Origin of the sequence: Roseovarius sp. MMSF_3359, assembly GCF_030733385.1 — a bacterium.
In the GTDB taxonomy this organism is placed as follows: domain Bacteria; phylum Pseudomonadota; class Alphaproteobacteria; order Rhodobacterales; family Rhodobacteraceae; genus Roseovarius.
On sequence record NZ_JASHJC010000026.1, the window covers coordinates 1 to 24,689 of the forward strand.

General features: G+C 58.1%; 23 protein-coding genes, 1 tRNA gene and 1 pseudogene. 9 read left to right on the forward strand and 16 right to left on the reverse strand.

Annotated elements, in window-relative coordinates; translation table 11 throughout:
• The coding region (locus RBB29_RS21590) for a hypothetical protein (protein ID WP_306117004.1) at window positions 1-451 on the forward strand (451 nt) is incomplete at its 5' end.
• 287 nt (window positions 452-738) lie between these two features.
• On the opposite strand, the gene RBB29_RS21595 is transcribed toward RBB29_RS21590, so the two are convergent.
• From RBB29_RS21595 to RBB29_RS21605, 3 genes are all read right to left on the reverse strand, one after another.
• Complete coding sequence (locus RBB29_RS21595; protein WP_306117005.1) at window positions 739-1,944, reverse strand: AraC family transcriptional regulator; 1,206 nt, start codon at window positions 1,942-1,944, stop codon at window positions 739-741.
• A gap of 34 nt (window positions 1,945-1,978) precedes the next feature.
• The gene (locus tag RBB29_RS21600) at window positions 1,979-3,109 is read right to left on the reverse strand and encodes a serine hydrolase (RefSeq protein ID WP_306117006.1); all 1,131 of its coding nucleotides are present in this window, start codon (window positions 3,107-3,109) and stop codon (window positions 1,979-1,981) included.
• 87 nt (window positions 3,110-3,196) lie between these two features.
• On the reverse strand, window positions 3,197-5,080 hold the full coding sequence (locus RBB29_RS21605; protein WP_306117007.1) for a serine hydrolase: 1,884 nt from the start codon (window positions 5,078-5,080) through the stop codon (window positions 3,197-3,199).
• A 335-nt stretch (window positions 5,081-5,415) separates the two neighbouring features.
• Here RBB29_RS21605 and RBB29_RS21610 point away from each other — a divergent pair.
• Both RBB29_RS21610 and RBB29_RS21615 read left to right on the forward strand, forming a co-directional pair.
• A pseudogene (locus RBB29_RS21610) lies at window positions 5,416-5,721 on the forward strand (integrase core domain-containing protein); the annotation flags it as partial.
• A gap of 235 nt (window positions 5,722-5,956) precedes the next feature.
• Window positions 5,957-6,697 (forward strand): tellurite resistance TerB family protein, encoded by a 741-nt coding sequence (locus RBB29_RS21615; protein WP_306117008.1) that lies wholly within the window; start codon window positions 5,957-5,959, stop codon window positions 6,695-6,697.
• Window positions 6,698-7,076: 379 nt separating this feature from the next.
• On the opposite strand, the gene RBB29_RS21620 is transcribed toward RBB29_RS21615, so the two are convergent.
• Window positions 7,077-8,474: an MATE family efflux transporter gene (locus tag RBB29_RS21620; protein ID WP_306117009.1), complete on the reverse strand. Its 1,398-nt coding sequence runs from the start codon at window positions 8,472-8,474 to the stop codon at window positions 7,077-7,079.
• Between the two features lie 129 nt (window positions 8,475-8,603).
• Here RBB29_RS21620 and RBB29_RS21625 point away from each other — a divergent pair, with 129 nt between their 5' ends.
• The 3 genes from RBB29_RS21625 to RBB29_RS21635 all read left to right on the forward strand — a co-directional run bounded on the left by RBB29_RS21625 (window position 8,604) and on the right by RBB29_RS21635 (window position 11,190).
• Window positions 8,604-9,290 carry a TrkA family potassium uptake protein gene (locus tag RBB29_RS21625; protein WP_306117010.1) on the forward strand — a complete coding sequence of 229 codons (687 nt, stop codon included), beginning with the start codon at window positions 8,604-8,606 and terminating at the stop codon, window positions 9,288-9,290.
• The gene (locus tag RBB29_RS21630) at window positions 9,290-10,636 is read left to right on the forward strand and encodes a TrkH family potassium uptake protein (RefSeq protein ID WP_306117011.1); all 1,347 of its coding nucleotides are present in this window, start codon (window positions 9,290-9,292) and stop codon (window positions 10,634-10,636) included. Before RBB29_RS21625 ends, RBB29_RS21630 begins: the two co-directional genes overlap by 1 nt.
• 419 nt (window positions 10,637-11,055) lie before the next feature.
• Complete coding sequence (locus RBB29_RS21635) at window positions 11,056-11,190, forward strand: hypothetical protein (RefSeq protein ID WP_306117012.1); 135 nt, start codon at window positions 11,056-11,058, stop codon at window positions 11,188-11,190.
• A gap of 602 nt (window positions 11,191-11,792) precedes the next feature.
• Here the strand turns inward: RBB29_RS21635 and RBB29_RS21640 are convergent.
• The 8 genes from RBB29_RS21640 to RBB29_RS21675 all read right to left on the reverse strand — a co-directional run bounded on the left by RBB29_RS21640 (window position 11,793) and on the right by RBB29_RS21675 (window position 19,419).
• Window positions 11,793-12,980 (reverse strand): tyrosine-type recombinase/integrase, encoded by a 1,188-nt coding sequence (locus RBB29_RS21640; protein ID WP_306117013.1) that lies wholly within the window; start codon window positions 12,978-12,980, stop codon window positions 11,793-11,795.
• A 447-nt stretch (window positions 12,981-13,427) separates the two neighbouring features.
• Window positions 13,428-13,640: a MerR family transcriptional regulator gene (locus tag RBB29_RS21645; protein WP_306117014.1), complete on the reverse strand. Its 213-nt coding sequence runs from the start codon at window positions 13,638-13,640 to the stop codon at window positions 13,428-13,430.
• 46 nt (window positions 13,641-13,686) lie between these two features.
• Window positions 13,687-14,394 (reverse strand): hypothetical protein, encoded by a 708-nt coding sequence (locus RBB29_RS21650; protein ID WP_306117015.1) that lies wholly within the window; start codon window positions 14,392-14,394, stop codon window positions 13,687-13,689.
• On the reverse strand, window positions 14,391-15,572 hold the full coding sequence (locus RBB29_RS21655) for a site-specific integrase (protein WP_306117016.1): 1,182 nt from the start codon (window positions 15,570-15,572) through the stop codon (window positions 14,391-14,393). The genes RBB29_RS21650 and RBB29_RS21655 overlap by 4 nt, the downstream gene beginning before the upstream one ends.
• A gap of 147 nt (window positions 15,573-15,719) precedes the next feature.
• Window positions 15,720-15,796 (reverse strand) — tRNA-Arg (locus RBB29_RS21660).
• Between the two features lie 57 nt (window positions 15,797-15,853).
• Window positions 15,854-17,194 carry a HAMP domain-containing sensor histidine kinase gene (locus RBB29_RS21665; RefSeq protein WP_306117025.1) on the reverse strand — a complete coding sequence of 447 codons (1,341 nt, stop codon included), beginning with the start codon at window positions 17,192-17,194 and terminating at the stop codon, window positions 15,854-15,856.
• A gap of 70 nt (window positions 17,195-17,264) precedes the next feature.
• Window positions 17,265-18,683, reverse strand: a complete 1,419-nt coding sequence (locus RBB29_RS21670) for an NAD(P)/FAD-dependent oxidoreductase (protein ID WP_306117017.1) — start codon at window positions 18,681-18,683, stop codon at window positions 17,265-17,267.
• 1 nt (window position 18,684) lies between these two features.
• On the reverse strand, window positions 18,685-19,419 hold the full coding sequence (locus RBB29_RS21675) for a TVP38/TMEM64 family protein (RefSeq protein WP_306117018.1): 735 nt from the start codon (window positions 19,417-19,419) through the stop codon (window positions 18,685-18,687).
• Window positions 19,420-19,702: 283 nt separating this feature from the next.
• Here RBB29_RS21675 and rpmH point away from each other — a divergent pair, with 283 nt between their 5' ends.
• The 3 genes from rpmH to yidD are packed head-to-tail and all read left to right on the forward strand — an operon-like array spanning window position 19,703 to window position 20,490.
• Window positions 19,703-19,837, forward strand: a complete 135-nt coding sequence (gene rpmH, locus RBB29_RS21680) for a 50S ribosomal protein L34 (RefSeq protein WP_012177012.1) — start codon at window positions 19,703-19,705, stop codon at window positions 19,835-19,837.
• A 24-nt stretch (window positions 19,838-19,861) separates the two neighbouring features.
• Window positions 19,862-20,260, forward strand: a complete 399-nt coding sequence (rnpA, locus tag RBB29_RS21685; RefSeq protein WP_306117019.1) for a ribonuclease P protein component — start codon at window positions 19,862-19,864, stop codon at window positions 20,258-20,260.
• On the forward strand, window positions 20,257-20,490 hold the full coding sequence (gene yidD, locus RBB29_RS21690; RefSeq protein ID WP_306117020.1) for a membrane protein insertion efficiency factor YidD: 234 nt from the start codon (window positions 20,257-20,259) through the stop codon (window positions 20,488-20,490). The genes rnpA and yidD overlap by 4 nt, the downstream gene beginning before the upstream one ends.
• 107 nt (window positions 20,491-20,597) lie before the next feature.
• Here the strand turns inward: yidD and RBB29_RS21695 are convergent, their stop codons facing one another.
• Genes RBB29_RS21695 through RBB29_RS21710 form a run of 4 tightly spaced genes read right to left on the reverse strand, consistent with a single transcriptional unit; the run spans window position 20,598 to window position 24,638 of the window.
• Window positions 20,598-21,971: a sigma-54 dependent transcriptional regulator gene (locus RBB29_RS21695; RefSeq protein ID WP_306117021.1), complete on the reverse strand. Its 1,374-nt coding sequence runs from the start codon at window positions 21,969-21,971 to the stop codon at window positions 20,598-20,600.
• Entirely contained in the window at window positions 21,968-22,105 is a 138-nt protein-coding gene (locus RBB29_RS21700) for a hypothetical protein (protein WP_306117022.1), read from the reverse strand. The genes RBB29_RS21695 and RBB29_RS21700 overlap by 4 nt, the downstream gene beginning before the upstream one ends.
• Before the next feature lies 1 nt (window position 22,106).
• Complete coding sequence (locus RBB29_RS21705) at window positions 22,107-23,381, reverse strand: c-type cytochrome (protein ID WP_306121221.1); 1,275 nt, start codon at window positions 23,379-23,381, stop codon at window positions 22,107-22,109.
• Between the two features lie 45 nt (window positions 23,382-23,426).
• Complete coding sequence (locus RBB29_RS21710; protein ID WP_306117024.1) at window positions 23,427-24,638, reverse strand: formate dehydrogenase subunit gamma; 1,212 nt, start codon at window positions 24,636-24,638, stop codon at window positions 23,427-23,429.
• Window positions 24,639-24,689 lie beyond the last annotated feature (51 nt).

The following is a 24,689-nucleotide window of genomic DNA, read 5'->3' on the forward strand; positions in this document are numbered from 1 at the left end:
AATCTCGACTTCATTTGTCCGTCCTTTTGTTGGGCGGACTCTACACAAAAATGGAGGAGATTCAGGGGCTCAGGTCAGTTGTTACTTCTTCGTTCCTGCACGAAAGGCGGACAATAATCCAAATATGCTTGCGGCTACAGCAGCCCCTAAACCCATTGCCCCGGGCACACTGCCAAAGCCAATCCAACCTACCGCCGATCCCATAAAGAGCCCAATAAGTGCGCCTGTAATCGGCCTCATTGTCGTTTCCTATCTCTTAGATACTGCGACATTTGTTGAAAGGAAGGACCGCTTGCTGCAGGTTCTGATCGGCTACTTCGATCAGAACCTGCGTGGCTTGGCTGAACCATTTCAATCATATCTCGCAAAAAACGAGGTGATGCGATCAAGTTATTCAAAACCTGCGGCTGTTGTTGCGAGAGTTTGGTTGCGGCTGTCGACTCTCCGCTGAACTGCAGCACAGGCCTCGATGTTCCCTTCCAAACAAGCAGCATCCAGTTGTCGGCTAGCTGCAATTTCCGCAGGAGAGTCGCATGCGCTCAATCCGAGCACTGCAAGAATTACGTATCTTTTCATTGATGTTCTTTCTTTTCTGTTGGTCCCATGCTGGTTGAAAGAGCACGGGGTGAGGTGGACAAGGCCGCGGACCTCGCGGGGGATCCGCGAAGCCATGACCTCTTGTTTTAGGTGTTCGTGAGTGATGGTTTGATTTGGTCTGTCCTGATCGGTTTTGATGGATCAGGTATCGTTTAACTGCCCGTTGATGTCGTCCACCCCATCACGCTGAGACAAATTTTTCCGATAACTTGTGGGTGTTTGTCCGGTATGTCGTTTGAAGGCGTTGTAAAATGAGGATCGCGCGTTGAAGCCAACATCATATGTGATGTTCAAGACGGACTCGTTGGTGGTCGCAAGCAAGGTTTTGGCTTCAGCGATCCGGTAGCTGTTCACAAAATCAAAAAAGCTCTCACCGATCACCTCATTCAGTGTTTGAGAGATGTAGTTTGACGACGCACCGATGTGCCTGGCCAAGGCCCAGAGAGACAGGTTGGCATCCCGGTGCAAGTGGTCCACTTCCATGGCGTTGCGAAGTTTGCGGCTCAAACGCTCAGAAGCTTCAGCGCTCAAAGCCGATTTCTCGTACTTCCCAGATGGCTGCGAAGTGGTCGGCGACGGATCATCGTCAGTGCCGGGTGCCAATGGAGGACGTTGGCGTATCCCCCAGAGTGTCAACGCGCTGACCAGCAGGAAACCGACGAGGCTTGCCAGCATGACAATGGCGGGCGGAGCGTCTTCATACGTCACAGCACCAAACAACAAAAGTGTCATGGCAAGCCAGAATGAGATGCCCAAGACGCCTATGACATATATCCAGCGGAGCTCGTGTTTTTCGGTGCTTGAGTAGTAGTCACGCAGTTTCAGCCGGAATTTCGAAAGGCGGTGCAAGGTGAGTATGAGATACAATGCGATCTGAGGGAAAACCGCGAGTTGGAGCAGCGCCATCGCAACAATGAGCACAGTACCCCATGCAGATGTAGCTTCTGGATCGTTCGAAAACAGCATCTCGCGAATGGATGGCGGTGATGCGAGGACCATAATCGCGACGACAACGGATGCTGTCGGCAACGCAAAATGCCGGGCCAGCCGGGCCGGCGCTTGTTGTTCTGATGAGGTGAGAAGGAACACGTACAGCCAGAAGAGCGGGGCCAGGAGAAACGAACTGGGCCAGGTGATTAGGTCCGCCGCTGATGCGTAGCGGCTCGGCAAGGATGCCAATAACGGTGTAAAAGCATCTGGAAGATTGTTCACCGCAATCGCTGTGAGGAATATTGCAAAACTCCGGCTGACGCGGGAGTGTCGGGTTTGCATCAGGCAGAATGCAGCGCCAAACATAGCGATTGCGACTGACCCAAGGCTCGTCATCTCAATAAGGGTACTGTCCATAAACCCACTCTCCTCGGAGATGCTGCTCCGCGAACTATTGCGGCAGAAGTCCTTGTGCGTATCGCTCTATAGCACCATTTCGGTTCACAACCGCCGCCCGGACCCGACCTGTTGCAAGCTCGGCAGCCATAATTGCATCGAACCCGTAGTTTCGTCCTTCGTGCCAAATGACGCGATCAGGTTCAACGAAGACACCCAATCCGGACTGGTGGCTTACGGGCGTAATCATGCGTGTTGCCAACTCAAACGGCAGAATAGCGCGGCGTTTACGGCGTAGGGAATCGAGTACAGCCTGAAGGATTCTTGCAAGGTCAGATGCCGTCGCCCACAACCCGGCAGCAGCACTCTCTGGGTGCCGTCTGAACCCGCCTTCGACTCTTTGACCACTCTCATAGGTACCATGGGCAATGTCTACCTGCGGCGCAATTGCGTAGGTTGCTCTCGACGCGCCTATCGGTCGAAGGACCGCTCTTGATGTGTAGGTCGAGAATGCGTCGCCCGTCACGTCTTCGATGAGTGCCTGCAACACCATCGTGCCGCCGCCACTATACCTGAATTTACCAAAGAGCCGAGGTTGAGCCCGGACAGCGCCGGAATTCGCCGGTGCGCGCCCGCTAAGGATCTCGAATAGATCGGGCAGATCTTCGGATGGGCCGTATCCCGCAAATCCATGTATGGAAGTGCCAGCGGTGTGGGACATAAGCTCTGCAATTGTCACGGTGTCGCCGCGCAGGCCAGGCAACCGCCAGCGCCTCAGATATTGGTTCGCCGCTGCGTCGAGCGCCAGGTGACCATCACGCACCAAGGTCAGAACGGCAAGTGATGTGACGGTCTTTGAACATGATGCCACCTGAAAGCGCGTATCATCGTCAACTGCAACGCCCACCCGCGCCATGCCCCCGTGTCGCACTGTCAGAAGGCCATTATTGATTGCCGCAAATTGAAAGCCAACCCTGTCTGACGCAGCGGGTTGTGCCATAGGCAGGCGCGCCAGCGGTACAAATGCCGCTGCCAGGCTTAACGTACTAAATGTTCGTCGGTTCATGAGATTGATCTTCCTGCCTCCGGCTTTGGCCAGAACTTCTGGCTGTTCAAGGCAGAAATGGCACTCGACCGAACTGATTTCGCCTGTGCCTGTAGGATTGGACGAAAGAGAGGCGCCCATGAACCGTCTTTCCCGCAACGCCAGATGTTGCGGGAAAGACAAGAAACTTCCGGTGGGCAGAGGTAATCCGCTTGCACCGAATAATCGCTAGAAAAGGAAATCGGATTCCACCAACTCTCCGAGCAGGGTGGTGATCACCAGGCTTGCATCATCGAACTCGATTTCGGTACTCCGCCCGTCTCGGCTTTCAGAAATCTGCAGATCTTCGAAAGTCAGGTTGAGAGCAGTGAGGTCGATCAAGTCTTTTCCACCCTCAAAATTTCTGATGGCGTCGTCGCCGCTGTTCTCGCCGAACACAAAGGTGTCCGCCCCGCGTCCTCCAACCAGAATGTCGTCGCCTTCTCCGCCGTCCAGCGTGTCGTTGCCGCGCCCTCCGCGCAGGGTATCGTCGCCTGTGGCTCCCAAGAGGTTGTCATCACCACGTCCACCGCGCAGAAGGTCATCCCCGCCGCCGCCGTCTAGCCGGTCATCGCCGCGACCACCAGAGACGGTATCATCGCCGTGGCCGCCCGTGAGGTGATCGTTACCTCGGTTTCCCGTTACGATGTCATCTCCATCGTCGCCGGAAATCGTGTCGTCACCGCGCCGACCGATCAAATGGTCATCGCCAGCGCCACCGGAAATCTTGTCGTCTCCTCTACCACCAACCAACTGGTCATCGCCAGATAAACCGACGAGCTGATTGTCAGCTGTGGCGGCTTCACGTGCCGCGTGCTGGACGTGAAAGTCCGAACCAGCCTTATCGGCTACAAAGAGGACCGATCCGTCTTCAAACGAGAGTTTTTCGGATTCGAGGGCCGAGATGGGACCGTCGAAGGACAGGGTTACGCCGTCCATGAACAACAATGTTTCGCGGGCACCATCAGTTCCTTTTGACTCGCTGATCTCGAGATCAGACGCCGAGGCCGCGAAGTCTATGCTCTCGCCGTTGGTGTAATTCGCGTGCCATGCGGGATTCCCCAGCAGTTCGCCGAACGCCTCGAAGACTTCTTCGCTCACATCAGATTGGCCATACCGCATCGTTTCCGACGCCGAGAAAATCGTTCCCGTCGGCATATGAACGAGTGTCACTGAGAGTGATCCAAAAGATGCGCCCTGATGGCCGATGAATTCACCGTCCGCTGTATCCGATACGCTGGCAAAGAACGCGTCCAATGGCTCCATCTGGCTCTCCGGAACCAAAGTGCCGTCGATAACCAGAGCTTTCATAAAGCGGATCATGTCGCCGGTTGTCGAGATGACGCCGCCCTCTCCGTGCTCTGCAATCGGCAAATCGGTGACCTCCAGAAACAGGTCGTTCACTTCCAGATATGAGCTGAGGACTCCGTCAGGAACTTCGAAACCCGGCAGGCTGGTTGAACTCATGCCCACGGGATCGAAGATTCGCGCCTGAAATTCATCGGCAAGAGAGCTGCCGGTGGTGTTCTCAATCAGAAGTCCCAACAGCGTAAAGCCAGTATTGCTATAGCTGATTTCTGCTCCGGGCTCGGCCGTCGCTGGCAGGTTGGTCGCCTCGAAAAGCTGCAAGACCTCTTCGACACCAATGGGCCGGGGTGGGTCTTGGCTCAGCAATTCCCCCATGCCCCGTTGGACTTCATCGGTGTTCACATAATCGGGTATTCCCGACTTGTGGGTCATCAGCTGCCTGATGGTTACGTCTTCGATATTTGGCATCCAAGACAGCGGGGTCACATCCATCACGTCCGCCAACCGGTCATCAAGCGCGAAGCACCCTTCGTCTACCAATTGGAGCAGGACAGTTGCGGTCATCATCTTGGTTTGCGAACCGATTTCGAATTTGTCGCCCGGTGTTGCCAATGTCGGGTCATCGAAACCCATAGTGCCATGCGTTGCACTGACAGAAACCCCATCTCTGTAAGCTTCGAAAATGAGAGCCGGGGCGGGGCCCTCATAACTGTTGATCGTCTCAGCAATGCCGCCCTTGATGGCGGCAGGGTCGAATTTAGTCACGAGTATCTCCATGCGAAAGAAACGCTTCGATGCGCCTCGCAGCGCCTCTAGCTTGACGACGCTCCTTAGTTCGTCTGTCCCTGCCCGATCGGACAATGAAACGGTCTCGCCTGAAGGAGGTGGACACTGATGACAGGGATACTCTTGGCCACAACCATTTCAGCGGTCGAACCACCCTTCATGTGCATTGCAACATCGGGAGGTCTAAACTGCCAGCAGACCTCGGAAGCAGCGCAATTGAGAACTAGATTGCTCGATAGCCTCGGCCCAAACCGGAGATTATGCTCACCTCAAAATCTATTTGTTTGCTTCCTCGAAGCCGACTTTGGTCAAAAGCCCAGCAAATGGATCACTTGCGTGACGCGCCATATCATCCGCAAACCCAAGGCAAGATTGAGCGCTGGCACCAGACCCACAAGAACCGCATCCTGTTGGAAAACTACTATCTGCCTGACGATCTCACGCAGCAGATTGACGCCTTCGTCGATCACTACGATCACCGGCGCTACCACGAAAGCTTACAAAACCTCACGCCCGCTGATGTCTACCTCGGACGCGGACAGGCCATTCAAAAACAACGAGAACGGATCAAACAGAAGACAATCGAAACGCGACGCTTGCTTCACCGCAAGTCCGCCGCACAATCACAACAACCAGATGAGCCAGATCCTCTCTTAGATCAGGCTGCTCTCAGGCCCAAGTCATCTGACCACGGACACTCACGACATTGGTCTAGGACCGGAACCTTAATCGAAGCTGTGCATTAACCTTTCAGTGCTTACAGGGTCATTTTGCGCGTCTGCACGCGCCGAGCTTCGACTCTGCCGAGAAAGACCAAACCTTGTAGCACCCCGTCTGCGAATTAAGGAGAAACCGATGTCGATCAAGAGAATGATTACGAAACTCGCTTTAGCTTTTGCCGCGAAAAAGGGAATAGATGCCTTCAACTCCATGGGCGGGTTATCCGGGCTGAAGGCTGCGTTGCAAAACCCGGCGGAACCAGCCAATCAGCGGGGCGGGATGCAGGGCCGCATTGGCGGAGCAGATGATGCGCAGAGCGGTGGGCTTGGCAATATTCTGGGTTCCCTGGGCGCAGCGGGAGCGACTGGCCCCAGAGAGGCCGGGGTGACGGGGCAGATGAGTCCGCTCAATCAGTCACTTGGCGCATTGTTTGGCAATCTGGCGAGTGCATTGGGCCATCAGGTAGAACCTGACGCCGCCGCCCGCGACATGGAAGAACAGTTGGATCTGGAAGACGTTGAAAGCGAAAGCGATGCAAAGCCCATCCTCCGGGCCATGGTGCAGATGGCGCGCGCCGACGGTGCAATCGACACCGCAGAGCAGGAAACACTGTTCCAGATTCTGGATGACGCTTCGCCATCCGAAAAGGCCATCTTGCAAGACGCCTTGCGGGAACCGATTGACCCGGAAGCGTTGGCGGCGTCGACACCCCATCATGCCAGAAAAGAAGTATACTCCGCCGCATTGCTGGTCGGGCATCCGGAAAACGAGAAAGAGCAGCAATTCCTGGAGTCGCTGGCATTTTCCTTGGGATTGTCGCACGACGACGTGCTCAGCCTCAATCGCGCAATGGGCAAGGATAAAACACTGGTTTGAGGGTCGTATTGGTGGGCGAAGCCGAAAGCCAATGTCGTCCGTCAGTCACTGATTGACAATGACCTCGGTCCTAACCTGCGGAGAAACGCGCACTCGGCTGATGATAGACGAAAAAAGTTTGGAACCATTTCGAGGTGTGGACAGTTTGGATGATGCTAGGCGAGGCTTCCCCAACTGTCCCAATCATGGCCAGCCTCGCGAGGTGCACGTGATCCGTTTTACCTCGTAACGTGCATCTTCTTCCTGATGTCCTACCCCGGACACTACACCCCATCGGCTTTGCCGGTGGGGTTTTGTCTTTGCTCACGTCGCCGTCGTCTGCTTGCCCGACGATCTGATGGCACGCGATCCCCGCCCACCAATCTGCGTGCCGCGCCGATCAGCTTGCACGTTCGGTTGCATCGACAATCCACCGCGACGGCGTGGCAACGATTGCCCAGTCCAGCTTGAACAATCCCACTGCATGACAGGCGACCAACGCCCACCAGATGGTCACGACATTGGCGAGGACCGAGGCTACAAGAATGCCATTGTAGCCGGCAACGAAGACCCCCAGCCAAGCGAGCGGCGCGTAAAGAAGCGCGATGCGTGCCGCGCTGAGCCACATGGACCATTGGGCGCGGTCCCGTGCGTTCATGGCCGCGTTCGCCGTCACAAGGATCCCGTAGCCGAAGAAACCCCAACTGACGACCCGCAGATAGCTTGCCGCGTATTTCGCCGGTTCACCGCCCTTGGTCATGAGGTTGGCCACAAAATCGGCAAACCCCAGAAACAGCAGCGCCAGGGCGAATCCGAAGAGAACGCTCAGCACGAAGCAAAGCCAGAGCGCCTTCCGGGCCCGGCCTTCTTCGCCCGCCCCCCAATTTTGCCCGACGACAGGGCCGATGCCCGATGAGAGCGCAAGAAGCGGGACAAGGACAAAGGACTGCACCCGGCCCGCGGCGCCAAACCCGGCTACGGCGGCGTCCCCGATTGTCGCCACGGCGGCGGTGACGACCGCCATTCCGACCGGATTTATCGCGTTTGACAGCGACGCAGGTATTCCGACGCGCGCCATCTTGCTTATCGAGCGCGGTAGATTTTTCGCCGGCCCGCAATCAAACCGGATGAACCCTGTCCGCCAGGCAAAGAAGACCAACCCCGCAAGGCCCGCGATACGCGCAATCAGCGTTGCCAGCCCGGCCCCTGCCATGCCCAGTGCCGGCACGGGGCCGGCGCCAAAGATGAAGATCGGATTCAGAGCGATGTTGAGAAGCGATTGCAGAAGCATGGTCGTGGCGGCTACCGTGCTGTTCCCGGCGGCGCGGAACACGGCGTTGAGCGCCATCACGACGACCATAGGCGGGAAGCTCAGGCACCAGTAGGGGATATAGGACAACGCCGCTTCAAGCACCTTGTCCTTCGCGCCCATCGACGCAAAAATCCACGGGGCTGCAAAGAAGAAAAGGACACTGACCCCCACGGAGAGTACAGTGGCAAAAAGCATCGAATGCAGTGTCAGGCGGTTTCGCGCGTGTTGGTCCTCACCCTTGCCAATCGCCTGTGAGACGACCGTATTGGTCCCCGCGGCAAGCCCGATCGACAATGACGTCAATGCGACAATCACGGGATAGACGAAGCCAATAGCGGCCAACGCCTCTGGACTGACCCGGGCCAAAAAGAGCGAATCCGCGAGACCCACGAGCAGCGTCCCCAAAATGCCAAGGGTCATGGGCGCACTGACCCAGAAAAGGGCCTTGCCAACTGACCCCTTAGTCAGGTCGCGCTCGCTGCTCATCTGGTGTCACACTTCTTGCGGGGGGCGGCAAATTCGGTCTTCAAATTGTTTTCATCCTCGCCTCGGAACAAAGCTCGGCCCAGCGCGTTCAGTGCCAAGTCATTCCGGTTCAATGCGCCGGGGCCTCAGTTGTTCCTTGAAGGATCGAGAAATTTGCCCACGCACCCACGCAACTTCGTCATTATCGGCCTTGGCACCTTTGGCAGCACGGTGGCCCGCGAACTGGCCCGCTTCGGAAACCATGTCATCGGGATCGATATGGACGACCGTGTCGTTTCCGACCACGCCGACGACTTGGGCCAGGCCCTCATTCTGGATGCCCGCGACGATGGTGCGCTGCGCGAAGCCGGGCTCGATCAATGCGATGCCGGGCTGGTTGCAATGGGCTCCGATATCGAATCCAGCATCCTTGCCGCGATCAATCTAAAGACGTTGGGGATCGAGACCCTCTGGGCGAAAGCAAGTTCGAAAAACCATCACCGCATCCTGTCCAAGATGGGTGTCGATCGGGTGGTGCGGCCAGAAAAGGAAGTTGGTCAGCAGATCGCGCAGGTGCTTCATAACCCGCTCGTGCGCGACTACATCAGCCTTGGCAACGGTCAGCATGTTGTCAACTTCCGGATCCCCGAAAGCCTGGAAGGCAAGAAGTTGACCGAACTCTCCTACGATGCGGAATACGACCTGCGTTGCATCGGCCATTTGCGAGGCACGGAATTCCTAGGGCAGGATGGCTCAGCATCGGAACTGCAAAAAGACGACCTACTGCTCCTGCTGGGCCGCAGGCAGGACCTGCGAGAGTTCGCAGGTAGTCTTTGATGCGGCGAAAGTTCGGGCTTCAGTTTTCACTGACGCAGCGCCGGTTGAGCCCGCCTGCGATGCTTGCCACCATCTATGCCGCTTTCATTGCTCTGGGCGCTGTTGTCCTTTGGCTGCCGGTCAGTCAGACCGGCGATGTCACACTCGGCGATGCGCTCTTTACCGCCGCCTCTGCCGTGACGGTCACCGGGTTGATCGTGGTCGATACCGGCACCGATTTCACTCTGTTTGGGCAGATCTTCATCGCGCTGTTGATCCAGGTTGGCGGACTTGGCCTCATGACCTTTGCGGCGCTTCTGCTTTCGATGATGGGCCTGCAATTCGGGATGCCGCAACGTCTCGTGCTCCGCGATGAACTTGGACAAACCAGCCTGAAAGACCTCGGCGCGCTCGTCCGGATCATCGTTGCAGTGGCGCTTCTGTGCCAGACCGTGGGAGCGGCGGCATTGATGTTCGTCTTCGTACCCGAGTTCGGTTGGAGCGAAGGCATTTGGCAGGCGATCTTTCACGCGGTATCTGCTTTCAACAACGCTGGTTTCTCGCTCTTCAGCGACAGCCTGATGGCCTATGTCGGCGATCCCATCGTCAACCTTTCGATAACCGCCATGTTCATCATCGGAGGTCTCGGCTTCGTGGTTCTGGCCGACCTTTATCAGAAGCGGTCCTGGCAGAAACTGTCGTTGCACAGCAAACTCATGCTCTTTGGCACGGTCATTCTGATCTCATGGGCGTGGTTCGCCTTCGCCGTGCTGGAATGGAACAATCCCGGGACGCTCGCTGGGCTGGATTCCACCGGTGACCGCATCTGGGCCAGCTGGTTTCAGGCGGTGACACCACGTACGGCGGGGTTCAATACGCTGGACTATGCGCAGGCGGAGAACAGCACCACGATCATGACCATCAGCCTCATGCTGATCGGGGGCGGGCCTTCGTCGACCGCCGGTGGCATCAAGGTCACGACAATCATCGTACTGGCACTGGCGACATTGGCCTTTTTCAGGCGTCAAGAGCGGTTGAACATCTTTGGCCGCAGCCTGGGCGTGGACGAGGTGATGAAAGTACTTGCACTGGTATCGGTGAGCCTTTTTCTGGTCCTGGTGGGTCTTTTTACCGTGTCGATCACCTACGAGGGTGATTTCCTCGATCTGTTGTTTGAGGTCACATCCGCCTTCGGCACCGTCGGGCTATCGCGCGGCGCAACGGGGGAACTCGATGCAATGGGCCGGACCTTCATCATCATCACGATGTTCGCAGGCAGGCTTGGTCCGCTGACGCTTGGCTTTTTCCTTGCCGTCAAATCCGCGCCGCGGGTCCGTTACCCGGAAGGCAAAGTGTTTCTTGGGTGACAGGCCAATGGCGAGGTTGCGCCTGCTGATCCGGTGACTTCTCAATGGTCATTGGAGAGGCACCCTCGACGGCGCTCATAATCTCTCCCATTCGATACGGATTGGTGTCTCGTCGGCCAAGTTGAGCCCTCCGATCATTTCCTTCAACTTCTCCTCGCCATGGCTCTGCTTGGCTCCGGGTTTCTGTCTCATCTCCACTCCCTGGTGATGACGATGTGACAGAGACCTTCTCTCATCAAATCACCCTAACCTGTCCCGATCGACACTAACGTCAGACAGCTGATCGCAGAGACCGTCCAAGCTTTAGTATTGCGGCCAAGTCGTTCATGCTCGCGCATCGATAGCCTAGAGGCGCGCACGAACAAGAGCGTCAATCTGGTGCCACACTTCGAAGGGCGATATCTTCGCGATGAAACATTGTGGAACACTCGATCTATCCCGAGCTAAAGGAGTTTGTGCTCACTTACGCACGGGAACATGACACACTTCGACTGGTGCTGGATGCGCATGTCTCGCTGGCGTTTGCGATCGACCCGATCCTTGATGTGAAATAGGGCAAGTCGGTTGCGATTGAACAGCGAACGAACTGACGCCGTTTCTGGTCGCGTGACGATTGCCCGCCGAAACCTGATTGGCCAAAGATCGACTGCGAGGCGGAAACATGTGGAGATGGTCCGGATCGCGCAGTCGTTATCGCTCTCACCCACGATGTTACTCCGTTCGTGTTGGACATTGTTTCTGGCAACTTGAGCGGCTTGGGTAGCTTAGCCACAGCAAAGCTTTTACTAGCAGTATGACAATCATCGATTGAGTGCGGTACGTACGCGACCCTTCTTGCTGAAGCTCTGGTCGATCAGCTGCGGAAGATGGGGCACCGCCCAACAGCCCACCTTTTCATTTCCGCTCATAACGACTTCACCTTCTTCCTCAGCCAATTGCATAAGGTGATCGGTAGGAGCATCCTCTAAAAATTCGATTTTGACGGGCAGCGCACTGGCACCTACAGCAAGTGTCTAGTCGTTGGCTGATGGCACCATCAGATCCGTTCGACAGTCGTCGATCCAATGCACGAGGTTTTCGCCTCCAATCCCCAAAGCGGTCGTTGTTTTTTCCGCAGCGGATGACTGCTTTCCGCCTCTTGGCGCGAAAAGACGCGCTACCGACTTGCGAAGACCAGGGCTGCAAAGCTATCAAAAATCGCAATTTTTTTGTCATCGGACAAACCCTTCAAGCTCGCTGGATCGCGCTCTTCCCCAATATCGGCCATGAGATCGAAGCGGCGGTCTGCACTTAGCTTACCGTAGTGCGAAAGTGTTATCTGTTCGTTCTCATGCCCCATGTTTTCGGACCAGGCTTTACGTTGCTCAGCCGTGAGGGTACGTCGGTCTCTCTCTGCAGCGATGGTGTGTTTTGCCGCGTGAGGAGTGTATGTCGTGTGGTGGTTGCGGCAAGCTGCTCGAAACGCCTCAGAAACGGCATATGTAGAGGTCATAGAAGGCACCCGTTGCCCCCAGTATTTCCGACATTTTTTGCGGCCGGAGAATACACACTCATTCGGGAAAAGTGCGTCCTCAGGGTTGAATCCTCCACGCTTCATCAAATCAATCCACTCCACAACGGCCGCGGAGAAAGCCTCCGCTATAGGAAACCAGGCGATAACCAGACTTTTGCCGTTCTTCGTCCTCGCTACGCGCGCATCCTGGGTGATCTTTCGATCGCTGCAATCGATGTCGCGCAGCCGCAGAGATATCAACGTGTCCGCGCGCAGGGCACCGAGGAAGGCCAAGGCAAAGATTGCTCGTTTGCGCAGGTCCTGCATCGTGTCAGCATGCATACGGCGCAATAGGTCATCCGCTTCCTCAAGCGATGGATATAACTTACGATCGCGTCGCAAGTCCTTCGCATAGGCGGACCTTGGCAAATCCAGAGCATCGGGCAGATCCGCAGGCAATCTTTTGTAGCCCTCCTGTTTCCTGAGCCAGCCCAAGAAGTCCTTCAGGTGCGACACCGAATGCTGCACTGTGGATCTCGATTTCGGCATCGAGGCATCAGGCAACAAAGCTTCCTTGAGCTGATCCCGCAATTCATGACAATCGCTCAGGGTGATCTGCTCAAACGGCTTGAATCGAAGAAACGCCTCGAATTGACGGATCGTGGTGAGATGCCTGTCGAGCGTTTTTCCACTAAATTTTCCAGCGTAGGCTTGCCAACGATAGATAATGCCATCGTTGGGTGAGCGCGTTTTGCCTTTAGAAATCCCAATACCACCGGGAACTGATGTATTGTCTTCGTGTGAGAAGCCCTCGCTGGTGTTGGGATTGGACCGCTGCCTGATTGCATCCAAGTCGGCTTGTGTCCCCAGCCTGCAAACATTCGCGCCGCAGTCGGGACATCGTGCCATCAGAAAGAGCGCTCCGGTTTTCGAAGGCCTGCTGCTGAGTAAATTCGGCCTTGGAAACACGGCCGTCTTACAGCCCATGCACTTGAATTCGCCCCGCCTGAGCTGGGTCTTGCTACGCTCCCGCCGGGCACGGTGAAACGCTTCTACGTCCTCGCCGCGAAACAACTTCGGACGGGATACTACCGACGGTTCCAGCCCCCCCTGTACCCAGTTTGAGACAGTGTTACGACACACATTGTAGACCGCCATCAGGTCTTCGACGGAATAGACCCGGTGCGTCTTAAGCCGAATGCCTTTGTATGAACGTGCCACGGCTACCAATACCCAGCGCAGAGCCAAACGACCCGCACTTCTCCCAGATTGCTTCGAACAAGGTCAGATTGTGCGGAATCACTGATGCGGGATTACCGCCGGATCACAACGATGCAGTGCCGCCCACGCATTTAGATCGGTACCGCGATAGATGATCTTGCGCCCAAGCTTGTAGTAGGCCGGACCGATCTTCTTGTGCCGCCATTGCGCTAACTTGTCCCGGTCACCAATGAGATTTAACTCCGGATCTCCAAGGACATAGTTGCGGTCGTTTTCGAATAGATCGGACATGCGTCAATTTCCTCTCGTTGCAATTAAGTGCATCGAAGGGTTGTCGCTATCCGTTGTAAAAGGGTAGTCCCCGATCTCGAAACCGGGGACCCTTAATCGCGGACATAAATTGGAAATTTAGTTGCTCTGATGGAGGCACATAAGGCTTTTTTGTCCCCTTGGGACACTTTTCGCCAAGCATTCCCCGAAAGAAATCTGCCAGCTCGAGAACGTGCCAAAGCTGGTTTGGGTTCTCCTCCAGGTAGGTAATCGCCATGCCAAGATGCACAACACCACGGTAGGTTTTCCAGATTTCCCTTAGAGTATCTTTGTCGCGTCCACCATATACGCTCTCTTTCTTTGCCTCTTCCCGTACTAGGTCAAGAATGCCCCCTTTTACCTGTACGCCGCGAAATTCTCCTTGTTGTATTGAATGTACGACAGAGCGGCCGATGTGTTCGGCTATGTTGAGTTTTCTCTGATTTGATCCCTGAAATCTTTGTTCAACCTCCATAAGATCAACCATCGACTCGTGCCTTACGGAGGCAGTTTCCGCAGCCCATTTGAGGAATTCATAATCTTGCGGACCAGCGCCCAGAATGTATTCCTGACTAGAAAACAGCACCGCAAGTCGGTTCGCTGTAACATCATGCCGAACCATACCGATCGCCTTTAACCGTTCAGGATGACTGCGCTCGCTCAAAGCAACCCTGAAAATTTCTATAAATTTGTACTCAGCCTCATTGATGGCAATGGTTTCCCTTTCCTCGGTCAAGACGGCAAACCTTTTGACACAAAGTGGTTCCAAGCCTCCATCAAATGGCGCCGTCGCTCCAGCAGGTCCGAGCGAGCATAGGCCTGTTCGACCCTCGATCCAACGCGGTGTGAGAGGCTCATTTCAGCGACTTCGCGCGGGGCATTGGCCGCTTCCGAAGCCCAGACCCGGAAAGTGGAGCGGAAGCCGTGCACAGTCACGCCCTCGATCTTCATCCGGCGCAAGAGCATCAGCATGGACATGTTGGAGAGCGGCTGGTGGCGCTTCTGGCCCTCAAAGACATAATCAGATTGCATCGCCTTGAGCGGCTCGATGATGGCCAGCATTTCATCTGTGAGCGGCACGCGGTGTTCTTCGCCAGTCTTCATCCGCTCCGTCGGACAGGTCCAGACAAGATCCTCAAAGTCGATCTCGTCCCACCGCATGCCCAGCACTTCACCCGTACGCGAGCCGGTCAGGCAGGTGAACATCAGTGCCTTGGACGACATGGCGTTGCGGGTGCGCAGATCAGCATAGAAGGCCGGGACATCGCGCCAGTCCATCGCCTTGTGATGCCTGACCTTCTTTTTGACGTTTGGCAGCACGCCGGCTTCCTTGATCGCCGTCACTGGGTTCTCGCCTTCTCGGAAGCCCTTTGCCCGCGCCACATCCAGCACCGTCTTGATGCGCTGCATCAAACGCCGGGCGGTCTCGTGCTTGTCCGTCCAGATCGGTGACAGGCACATCAGCACTTCCGGTTGACCGATACTGTTGAGTGGCATCCGCCCCATCTTCGGGAACGCATAGTCGCGCAGCGTGTTGATCCATTGCTGGCCATGCTTGGGATTGCACCAGGTTGGCAGGCGCTCGATGTGAACCAGTTGGGCAAACTCTTCAAAGGTTGGGATGTCCTGTTTGGCATTGTAGCGCGGGTTCAACCCCTGCTTTGCCATACGCCGATACTCCAGCGCCCGCTCGCGCGCCAAGTTGAGCGTGACCACATCCGCCCCGCCCAGACCAAAGTCCGTGCGCAGCGGCGCACCCTTGCGATTCTTCTGCCCTTTGACCGTCACCCGCACGATCCAGCGCCGCGCGCCAGACGGGTCCACAACGAGATACAACCCGCCGCCATCGCCGTGGCGTCCTGGCCCGAGGTTCTCAACCAGCTTCTTCGTTAGCTTTCCGGACAGCGCCGACACGATTTATACCACATTTCATACCACCTATTGAACAAATATAGGCCCCATCGAAAGAAACTCAACAAAATAGAGAAATCGATTAACCCCATATAAAAAGGGGCTTCCAGCATCATACATAATCAAAATGCATTTCAATTGAGGGTAAGGTGGCGGACCGAGGAGGATTCGAACCCCCGACCCCCTGATTCGTAGTCAGGTACTCTATCCAGCTGAGCTATCGGTCCGTCGGGGGCCAGCAATTAGACCCTCGCGCGGGCCAATGCAAGAGGGGGTGGCAGAATTTATTTCAACGCCTGTAAATCCGCCTTGGGCAATCGCAGGCAAAAGACCGTCCCCTCGGAGCCAGTTTGTTCCAGCTCCAATGTGCCACCGTGGCCGCGGACCAGTTCCGACGCGATGCTGAGGCCCAGGCCGGTGCCGCCTTTGCTGGCGCCACCCTGGAAGGGCGTGAACAGGAATTCCTGCGCTTTGGGCGGCAAACCGGGCCCGGTATCGGCCACGCGGATCCACCAATTCTCATCGTCTTCGGTGGCGGAGATGTTGATCTCTCCGGGTTGTCCGGACGCGATGATCGCCTGCCGCGCGTTGCGCACGAGGTTGGATATCACGCGGTAAAGCTGCTCGGAATCCGCGCGCACTTTCATCGCTGCGGGGATATCCTCGGATAGGCTCACATCATGCTCGCCGACCGACAAACGCTCGGCCTCCAGCACCTCGTTCACCGTGTCGCCCAAGGCGAAGCGGTTCAGTGTCGGCGTCGGCTCTTCGGCCTTGCCGTAGGCGAGGGTAGATTCGCAGAGATGTACCGCGCGGGTGATCGAATTCACCAGTTTGGGCGCCATGCGTTTGACGATCGGATCTTCGCTGGCCTCGATCCGGTCGGTGAAAAGTTGCGCGCTGGTCAGGATGTTGCGCAGATCATGGCTGACCTTGGCCACGGCCCCGCCAAGCTGTGCCAGCCGTTCCTTCTGCCGCAACGCGCCGGTCAGTTGCGTCTGCAAGGTCTGCAACGTCTCTTCGGCCTGGCGCAGCTCTGTCACACCCGCGGAGGGTTGCATCACAAGGCGCGCGTCTTCGGGCGTGGCGGCATAGGCTTCCATATTGCCCACCACTCGCTTGATCGGCTTGACCAGGAACACCCGCACCGCAAGGAACAACAGCACCGCCGTGATGATCGAAATCACCGCCGAAAGCCACAGGATCCGCAGCCCGTAGTCAATCATCGCCGCCCTGAGTTCGGTCGTTTCCATCGTCACTTCGATCAGGAGGCCTGCCATGTTCACCGGCTCGCCGATGACGCGGATCACCTGCGGTTCGGGATCGACTAGGCAGCGGATCGCGTCGCTTATCAACTCGAACGCCCCGGCATTGCGCAGATCGAACGTATTGGCGATGGGTTCGGGGATAGGCGAGTTCAGCATAAGCTGCCGCGCCTCGTTCCGGCGCAGCACGACGTTGTAGACACCTGCGTTCTGCAGCAGTTCTTCCTGCAGGTCCGCCGCCACTTCCTCCTCGGCCAGCATCGCCAAGGCGGCGATCTGCGCCCGCTCCAGCCGCGACATCAGGAAGTCCTCGCGGTAGCGGGCCACCGATGGCACAAAGATCAACACTTCGGCCAACATCACGAAGACCGCTGTCAGGATCAGGAATCGCCCCGAAAGTGAGTTCACGTTTTGCCTCCCACGGTCAGGATCAGGGCAGCCAACGCTGCACGAAACCAACCACTTTCTTCACCTTAGGACTATCAAAGAGCCGGGGCGAGAAATAGGCCCCTGCCGCGCGTTTGTTGATCTCGCCGATGGTGGGATACGGCGCCACCATACCGGCCACATGTTTCATCTTGAGCTTGTTGGCAATCACCAGCGCCCAGAGGTTGATAAGCTCCCCCGCCTGCGCGCCCGCAATCGACGCCCCCACGGGGCGACCCTTGACCACCATCACCTTGATGAGACCCGTTGTCTTGCGTTCGGCGATGGCGCGGTCGTTGCCGGAATATTCAAAACGAACCACTTCCAGCGCCTGTCCGTGCTCATCGCGCGCCTGCGTCTCGGTCAGGCCCACCTGCGCCAGTTCCGGGTCCGTATAGGTGGCCCATGGGATATGATCGGTGTGGCTCTTCGCCGGCAGCCCGAACAGCGCGGAGCGGATCACCAACCCCGCATGGTAACCCGCGACATGGGTGAACTGCAGCTCGCCTGCCACATCGCCGATCGCATAGACCTTGCGGTTCGTGGTGCGCAGGCCTGCATCCACCTCGATCCCGCGTTTGGTGGTCTTGATCCCGGCAGCATCGAGGTTCAGCTTGTCGATATTGGCCTTGCGGCCCACAGCCATCAGAAGATGCGTGCCCTTGAAGATGCGGCCATCCTTGGCTTCGACCTCGATCGCGCCCGCCTTGCCGCGGATTTCGGAGGCCATCGCGCCTTCGGCAATCTCGATGCCTTCCTCGCGCAGGTTATCCAGCACGATGGCGGCCAGCTCCGGGTCGTCCTGCCCCATCACTTTCATGCCTTCGATCACGGTCACCTTGCTGCCAAGCCGCACATGCGCCTGTGCCATTTCCATCCCGATTGGACCGCCGCCGATTACCAAGAGGTGCTCAGGCCGCTCACGGAGCTGGAAAATTGTCTCGTTCGTCTCGTAGGGTACCGCATCAAGCCCGGGGATCGGCGGCACGAAAGGCGATGATCCAGTCGCGATGATGACCCGCCGGGCGGTGATGATATCGTCGCCGGCCTTGACCTGCGTCGGAGAGATGAATTCGCCGAATTCCTCGATCACCTTCACGCCCAGGCCCTCGAACCGCTCAACACTATCATGCGGCTCAATCGTCGCGATGACATCGGCCACATGATCCTTGGCCGCTGCATAATCCACCTGCGGCGTCACATCGGCCACGCCGTAGGCGCTGGCATGGGCCTGCGCATGGGCCGCCTTGCCGCTGGCGATCAGGGCTTTGGACGGCACACAGCCGTAGTTCAGGCAATCACCACCCATCTTGTGGCCTTCCAGCAGGATCACCGATGCGCCCATCTGCACTGCGCCCGCGGCAACGGAAAGCCCGCCAGAGCCGCCCCCGATGACCAGGAGGTCTGTTTTCAGATCAGCCATGTCAGATGCCTTCCTTGCGGCCACGAATCGCCTTAACAACAATGGGCAGCGCCGCCAGGACACACAGGCCCAGGATTGGCCCGATCACCTGCGGCTCCCAGAGAAGCGACAGATCCGGGCTTTCGCCACGGTCAAAAACCTCGCCCAGCCCCACACCGATCCAGGTAAAGACAATGGCACCGGGGATGATGCCCAGAACCGTCGTGAAGGCGAAATTGCGGAACTTCACGCCCACGAGCGCAGGCAACAGATTGGCCACGAAGAACGGCACCGCCGGAACCAGGCGCAGAAGAAACAGCACGCTGATCTCGTTCTCGCGCAGGCCTTCCTTGAGCTTCTTCAACGCCCCGTCCGAAGCCTCCATCTTGGCCGCCAAGGTCTTGCCCAACCCCCACCGGGCAGCAAGAAAGATCGCAAACGCCCCCAACGAGGCGGCGAACACGTTGAACGTTGTCCCAAGGCCGAGGCCAAAAAGGAACCCACCGGTGACCGACGCAACCGCCGCCCCCGGCAAGGAAAACGCCACGATCACGAAGTAAATCCCGATGAAGACGGCAACGATCCCGAGGTAATTGGCATTGCGGAACGCCAGCAGCGCCTCGCGGTTTTCACGCAGCGTCTCAAAGGTCAGGTAGTCGCGCAGGGTGAAAAAGCCGATCACCGCCGCGATCAGAATCACCACCAGAGGCGCATGTCGCAGAACCGAGGATTTCTCGGGAAGGGTCACATCGTCCATCTCATCACCAGGTTTGATTTCGTTGACCCCTACATGCTTGGTCCGGCACCCGTTTCATAGGCGGATCACGCGCCGTTGATCGCCGGTGATGGCTTCCGCAACGTATTTGCCCCCAATTCGCAAATTTGTAACATCGCGTGTGGTTTTGACCACGATTTTTGTTGCAAATCGCGCCGCACGGGTTTGACTTGTCAAAACGGGCCTACTATAGACCGGGCTTCAGACATTCGCCGGACGGGCCTCGATTCCATATGCGCCCCCGGATCAGATCGGAGACGGAGCGATGAAACGCACCTTTCAACCCTCGAACCTCGTGCGCAAACGGCGCCACGGTTTCCGCGCGCGCATGGCCACCAAGGCCGGCCGCAAGATCCTGAACGCCCGCCGCGCCCGCGGTCGTAAGTCGCTGAGCGCATAAGCCTCAGATCAGGACAAAACGGACATGACACCGCCGGAGGCCCCCGAGACGCAAACGGGGAACACGCCCCCGGCGGTTTCCGTTTGTCTGGAGGTCCTGAAAAATCGCGCCGATTTCCTCGCCACCGCCCGCGCTCGCCGTCAAAGCACAGCCTCTATGATGGTACAGGCGCGCAATCGCCGCGATGACACCTCCACAATCCGGGTCGGGTTCACATGTTCGAAAAAAGTCGGCAATGCCGTGACCCGCAACCGCGCCAAACGCCGCCTGCGCGAGGTTGCTCGCATGGTCCTGCCAGCGCAGGGACGCCCGGGATGGGATTACGTCCTGATCGGCCGGGCCGAGGTGACCGCAAACCGCCCCTTCGACCAACTACGGTGCGACCTGGTGCAGGCGCTGCAAAAACTGCACGCAAAGCCATGACGCCCCTGGCCCATATCCTGGCCCTGCCCATTCGCGGCTATCGCTTGATCTTTTCGCCCTGGGTCGGGTTCAATTGCCGCTACCAACCCACTTGCAGCGCCTACGCCTTGGAAGCCCTGGAAAAACATGGCGCCATCAAGGGCGGTTGGATGGCCGCGAAACGGATCGGACGATGCCACCCCTGGGGCCAATGCGGGTATGATCCAGTGCCAGAAAAGCGCGACGGCTGAGGCAGGCGCCGGGGGGGTTTGGGGGGGTAACCCCCAAGGCCTGCGTGGCCTGAACGCAAACTGACCGGCGTGAGCGATAGCGAACTCCGCCAAGTCACCTGCTCAGATCACACACCCCAGGCGGCACATTTCCGGTCAACCGTCTTGCGCGACACACCCAACCGCCGGGCGGCCTCGGCGCGGTTGCCGCCGCAGGCATCAAGCACATTCATGATATGGCGCTGCTCCACCAGCTCCAGCGTCTCCATCGCCTGCGTCCCTGAAACCTGCCCGACGCCGGAGAACTCCTCGGGAAACGCCCCCAGGATCACCGAACGTTCAATCAGGTTACGCAGCTCGCGCACATTGCCGGGCCAATCATACCGGCTGAGCTTTAGCAACACCTCTTCGTTCAACTCAAGCGCCGGTGCGCCGAGGGACCGGGAAAACTCGCTCATGAAAAGCGCGGCTAGCTCGACGATATCCTCCTGCCGCGCACTCAGGTTTGGCATCTCGATATTCACAACATTGATCCGGTGGAAAAGATCGCCACGGAAGGTCCCCGCCGCCACCGCCGCCTCAAGATCAGCATTGGTCGCAAATAGAAACCGTAGGTTCAAAGGGATCTCCCGCTCCGCCCCGGCGGGCCGGATGCGCTGATCCTCAAGCACACGCAAAAGCATAGCCTGCACCTGGTCGGGCAGTTGCGCCACCTCATCCAGAAGCAGCGTCCCACCATCCGCATGCAGGAAAAGCCCGTCCTTGCGGTGCTTGTCCCCTTCGATCACACCAAAAAGCTCCTCGGCGATATGATCCGATCCGAACGCCGCGCAATTCACCGCCACAAAAGGCTTCTCGGCGCGATCCGACAGGCCATGCAGGGTGCGCGCCGCGATCTCCTTGCCGGTCCCGCTGGCCCCGGTAAAGAGCACCGATGTGGGCAGCGGTGCCAGCTTGGCGAGCATGTCCCGCACGGTCTGAATAGGGTGCGAATTGCCCAAAAGACGCCCACGGGCAGCGTATCCCGCCTCGCTCAACTCGTGCTTCAGAAGGTAATTCTCGCGCCGCAGCGATTTCCGGTCCAGCGCCCGCGCCGCCGCATTCAGGATCTGATTGGCACGGAAGGGTTTCAGCACGAAATCCGCGACCCCTGTGCGCAAGGCCTGGATCGCGGTGTCGAGATCGGCATAGGCCGTGATCAGGATCGTATCGGCATAAAACCCGACCCGACGCTGCTCGGCCAGCCAATCGAGGCCGGTCTGCCCCGGCATGATATTGTCGAGGATCACCAGGTCGAAATGCGCCTGATCCAGTATGGCCGCCGCTTCGGCGGTGGACCGCGCCTGCTCCACCCGCTTGCACCGCGGCGTCAGAATCTTGGTCAGGAAATTGCGCATTCCCGGCTCATCATCAATCACCAGGATCGACGCAAGCCCGAGATTTTCGCCATAGTCATCAGGACTGGAATGTGACGTATCGACCTGTTTCACCGCTTCGGTCATTCGCCCGTATCGTCCAGACGCACCGCAGAACCCGTATTGACCGCCTCGGCACTGAACCCGATGCCCTCAAGCACGAAATCCGCCCCGATCGCAATCACCACCGTCACCGCAAAAGCTGTCAGCATTGCTTTCATTTCAATTCTCCCCATTGCCCGCGGCCTGCCGCAGAAACTCCACCAGATCGCGCCGGTCCTCGGCCTTGGCGATCACTTGCATCGGCATTTTCGACCCCGGAATATAATGGTCCGGACCCAGATCGAAAAGCTGGTCAATCGTGTCGTCCGACCAGATGATATCAGATCCGCTCAAAACATCCGAATACCGGTATCCCGGCACCGTCCCGGCGCGGCGCCCGAAGACCCCATGCAGCGTCGGCCCCGCCTTGCGCGAGGGCGGTGGCGTCAGCGCATGGCAGATCGAACATTTGCGCATGAACTGCCGCTCACCATTGGGCATCGCATCGGCCTCGCGCAGGAAACTGCGCGTGTCGCCGCCAGCGGGATCATACTCATCCAAGAACGCCACGGGCCAGGAAAACACCACATCCTCGATCCCCCCGGCATAGATCGCCTTGCCATCGAGGCCGAAGTCCAGCGCCCAGACCGGTCCCTGCCGCATCGCGCGAAAATCCCGGGCGATCCGCCATTCGGCGGTGTCGATCATCATGATGTAGCCCTGCCCGTCCCCGACGGCCAGTTGATCGGTTTCGGCGTGATAGGCCATCGACAATATCGGTCGCCGTTCCAGCGTGAAGTCGGCAATCGTGTCGCCACTTTCGGGGTCGATCACCCGCGTAACACCATCCACCGCCCCGTAAGCCAGCCAACCCGCAGCCTCGTTTACCACCAGCTTGTTGATGCCGAACCCGTTCGATACCAGCACGCGCGAGCGTTTTCCGCCATCACTCCAGACGCGGATTGTGCCATCGCTTGATGCCGAATAGATCCGGCTCCCATTGGCCGAGAACGTGACGGCGTTGACACCCGCCTCGTGACCTTCGAGCTTTTTGGTAAGCGTGTTCCACTGAGCCGGGTCACCCGATCTGATAACAATCCAGACGCCGATGCTGCCATCCCAGGAGGCGGTCGCGATGGTTTCGCCATCCGGCCCGGCCGCCACATCCGCGATCTTGCCAAGATGCGCCCCAAGTCGTGTGCCACCATCCTCATCCCAAAGCCACAAGGCAAAATCATCCCCACCGGAGATCAGCACATCCGGCCGGAACTGTGTCACAGTATTCACCGCCGCCTCATGCCCCTCCAGCCATAGAGGCTCACGCCCCTCCCAAAGCCCGACAGAATTGTCGAAACTTGCCGTGGCCACTTGTCCGGTCTCGGCATTGACCGAGATGTCCATGATCGGGCCGCCATGGCCCTTGAGCGTGGTGAATTCCTGCGATTGCGTCGGCATTGCCGCGCAAATCAGGCCAACAAGGAAAAGCGCCCGCGCCCGCATTTATTCAGCGGGCGTTGCCTTGCCACCTGCCGGGGCCGCACCCTCGCGCGCCTCGACCTCTTCAAGCCAGAGCGAATGGTGCTCGCGCGCCCATTGTTCCTCGACCTCGCCGCTGCCCATGGCATCATAGGCGCCTTCCATCCCGACCGAGCCGATATAGATATGCGCGAAGATGATCGCCATCAGCACGAAACTGACAATGGCATGCCAGAGCTGCGCATATTGCATCTCTTCATGCGGGGCGAGTTGGGTGGGCAATTCGCCATAGCCCAGCAGGCCAGAGATCCCGAGGTCGTTCAGAATGGCGAAAGTCTTGGCGAACATCGGCAATTCGAACGGGAAGAGGAGCGACAAGCCTGATGCCGATATGGACGCGCCGAAGATGATCACCGACCAGAAGATCAGCTTCTGCCCGGCGTTGAATTTCTTGGCAGGCGGGTGCTTGCCCGGTGAAAGGATGCCACCGCCCTGCGCCAGCCATTTCAGGTCCGTCCGGCTCGGCAGGTTGTGCAGAACCCACATGAAGAAGACCATCACGAGGCCCAGCATGAAGGCCCAACTGACGTTGTTGTGGATCCATTTCGAGGCAATCGCGAGGGTCGAGAAGGTCTCGTGGCCAAAGGCCGGGATCAGTACCTTGCGCCCGAAGAGCGAGACAAGCCCGGTAATCCCGAGCAGGATGAACGACCCCGCCATCAGCCAATGGCCAAAGCGTTCGATCGCCTTGAAGCGGGTGACCGTACGGCCGGTTTTCTCGCCGTCGATGCGAATGCGCCCACGCAGCATGAAGAACAACAGGAGCCCGATCAACGTCCCGAGCAGCAGGTAGCCGCCATTGCGCGACAAGGGGCCTTCGCGGAACTTCAGCCACCACATGCCGCCATCCTGCATCAGAACGCGCGCCTCGGGACCGCCGCCAGAGACCGTGACATCCGCCGTACCGAAGCGCAGAGCGCGCCAAAGATCGGGGTCGGACGCGCCGCCCAGCGTGCCGAGTTGCGAGGCCATGCCCGCCGCGCTGTCCGGATCCCCGGTCGCCTCGCGACGATAGCTGTCATCGACCTTCTCACCACGTTGCCGCGCCAGGATATCCTCAAGGGTCGGCGCCCCGCCGGTGGCTGACCGGTCAATCTCGGGCGCTTCGGCCTCTTGCGCCGCTATCGGCAGGGCCAGCATGAATGACAGAAGAAGGCTCAGCAAAAGGCGTGGCATGGGTCCAGGTTCCGCTTGTGAATTCTTGTGAAGCATCCGGTCGGGGGGGGG

Coding starts and splice junctions, on each gene's coding strand:
- RBB29_RS21645 (WP_306117014.1), bottom strand. CDS start 13,640: ATGTCCGATCTATTCGAAAACGACCGCAACTATGTCCTTGGAGATCCG.
- rpmH (WP_012177012.1), top strand. CDS start 19,703: ATGAAACGCACCTTTCAACCCTCGAACCTCGTGCGCAAACGGCGCCAC.
- yidD (WP_306117020.1), top strand. CDS start 20,257: ATGACGCCCCTGGCCCATATCCTGGCCCTGCCCATTCGCGGCTATCGC.
- RBB29_RS21600 (WP_306117006.1), bottom strand. CDS start 3,109: ATGGGCGCCTCTCTTTCGTCCAATCCTACAGGCACAGGCGAAATCAGT.
- rnpA (WP_306117019.1), top strand. CDS start 19,862: ATGACACCGCCGGAGGCCCCCGAGACGCAAACGGGGAACACGCCCCCG.
- RBB29_RS21665 (WP_306117025.1), bottom strand. CDS start 17,194: ATGTTGGCCGAAGTGTTGATCTTTGTGCCATCGGTGGCCCGCTACCGC.
- RBB29_RS21620 (WP_306117009.1), bottom strand. CDS start 8,474: ATGAGCAGCGAGCGCGACCTGACTAAGGGGTCAGTTGGCAAGGCCCTT.
- RBB29_RS21595 (WP_306117005.1), bottom strand. CDS start 1,944: ATGGACAGTACCCTTATTGAGATGACGAGCCTTGGGTCAGTCGCAATC.
- RBB29_RS21615 (WP_306117008.1), top strand. CDS start 5,957: ATGTCGATCAAGAGAATGATTACGAAACTCGCTTTAGCTTTTGCCGCG.
- RBB29_RS21695 (WP_306117021.1), bottom strand. CDS start 21,971: ATGACCGAAGCGGTGAAACAGGTCGATACGTCACATTCCAGTCCTGAT.
- RBB29_RS21710 (WP_306117024.1), bottom strand. CDS start 24,638: ATGCCACGCCTTTTGCTGAGCCTTCTTCTGTCATTCATGCTGGCCCTG.
- RBB29_RS21670 (WP_306117017.1), bottom strand. CDS start 18,683: ATGGCTGATCTGAAAACAGACCTCCTGGTCATCGGGGGCGGCTCTGGC.
- RBB29_RS21675 (WP_306117018.1), bottom strand. CDS start 19,419: ATGGACGATGTGACCCTTCCCGAGAAATCCTCGGTTCTGCGACATGCG.
- RBB29_RS21700 (WP_306117022.1), bottom strand. CDS start 22,105: ATGAAAGCAATGCTGACAGCTTTTGCGGTGACGGTGGTGATTGCGATC.
- RBB29_RS21630 (WP_306117011.1), top strand. CDS start 9,290: ATGCGGCGAAAGTTCGGGCTTCAGTTTTCACTGACGCAGCGCCGGTTG.
- RBB29_RS21705 (WP_306121221.1), bottom strand. CDS start 23,381: ATGCCGACGCAATCGCAGGAATTCACCACGCTCAAGGGCCATGGCGGC.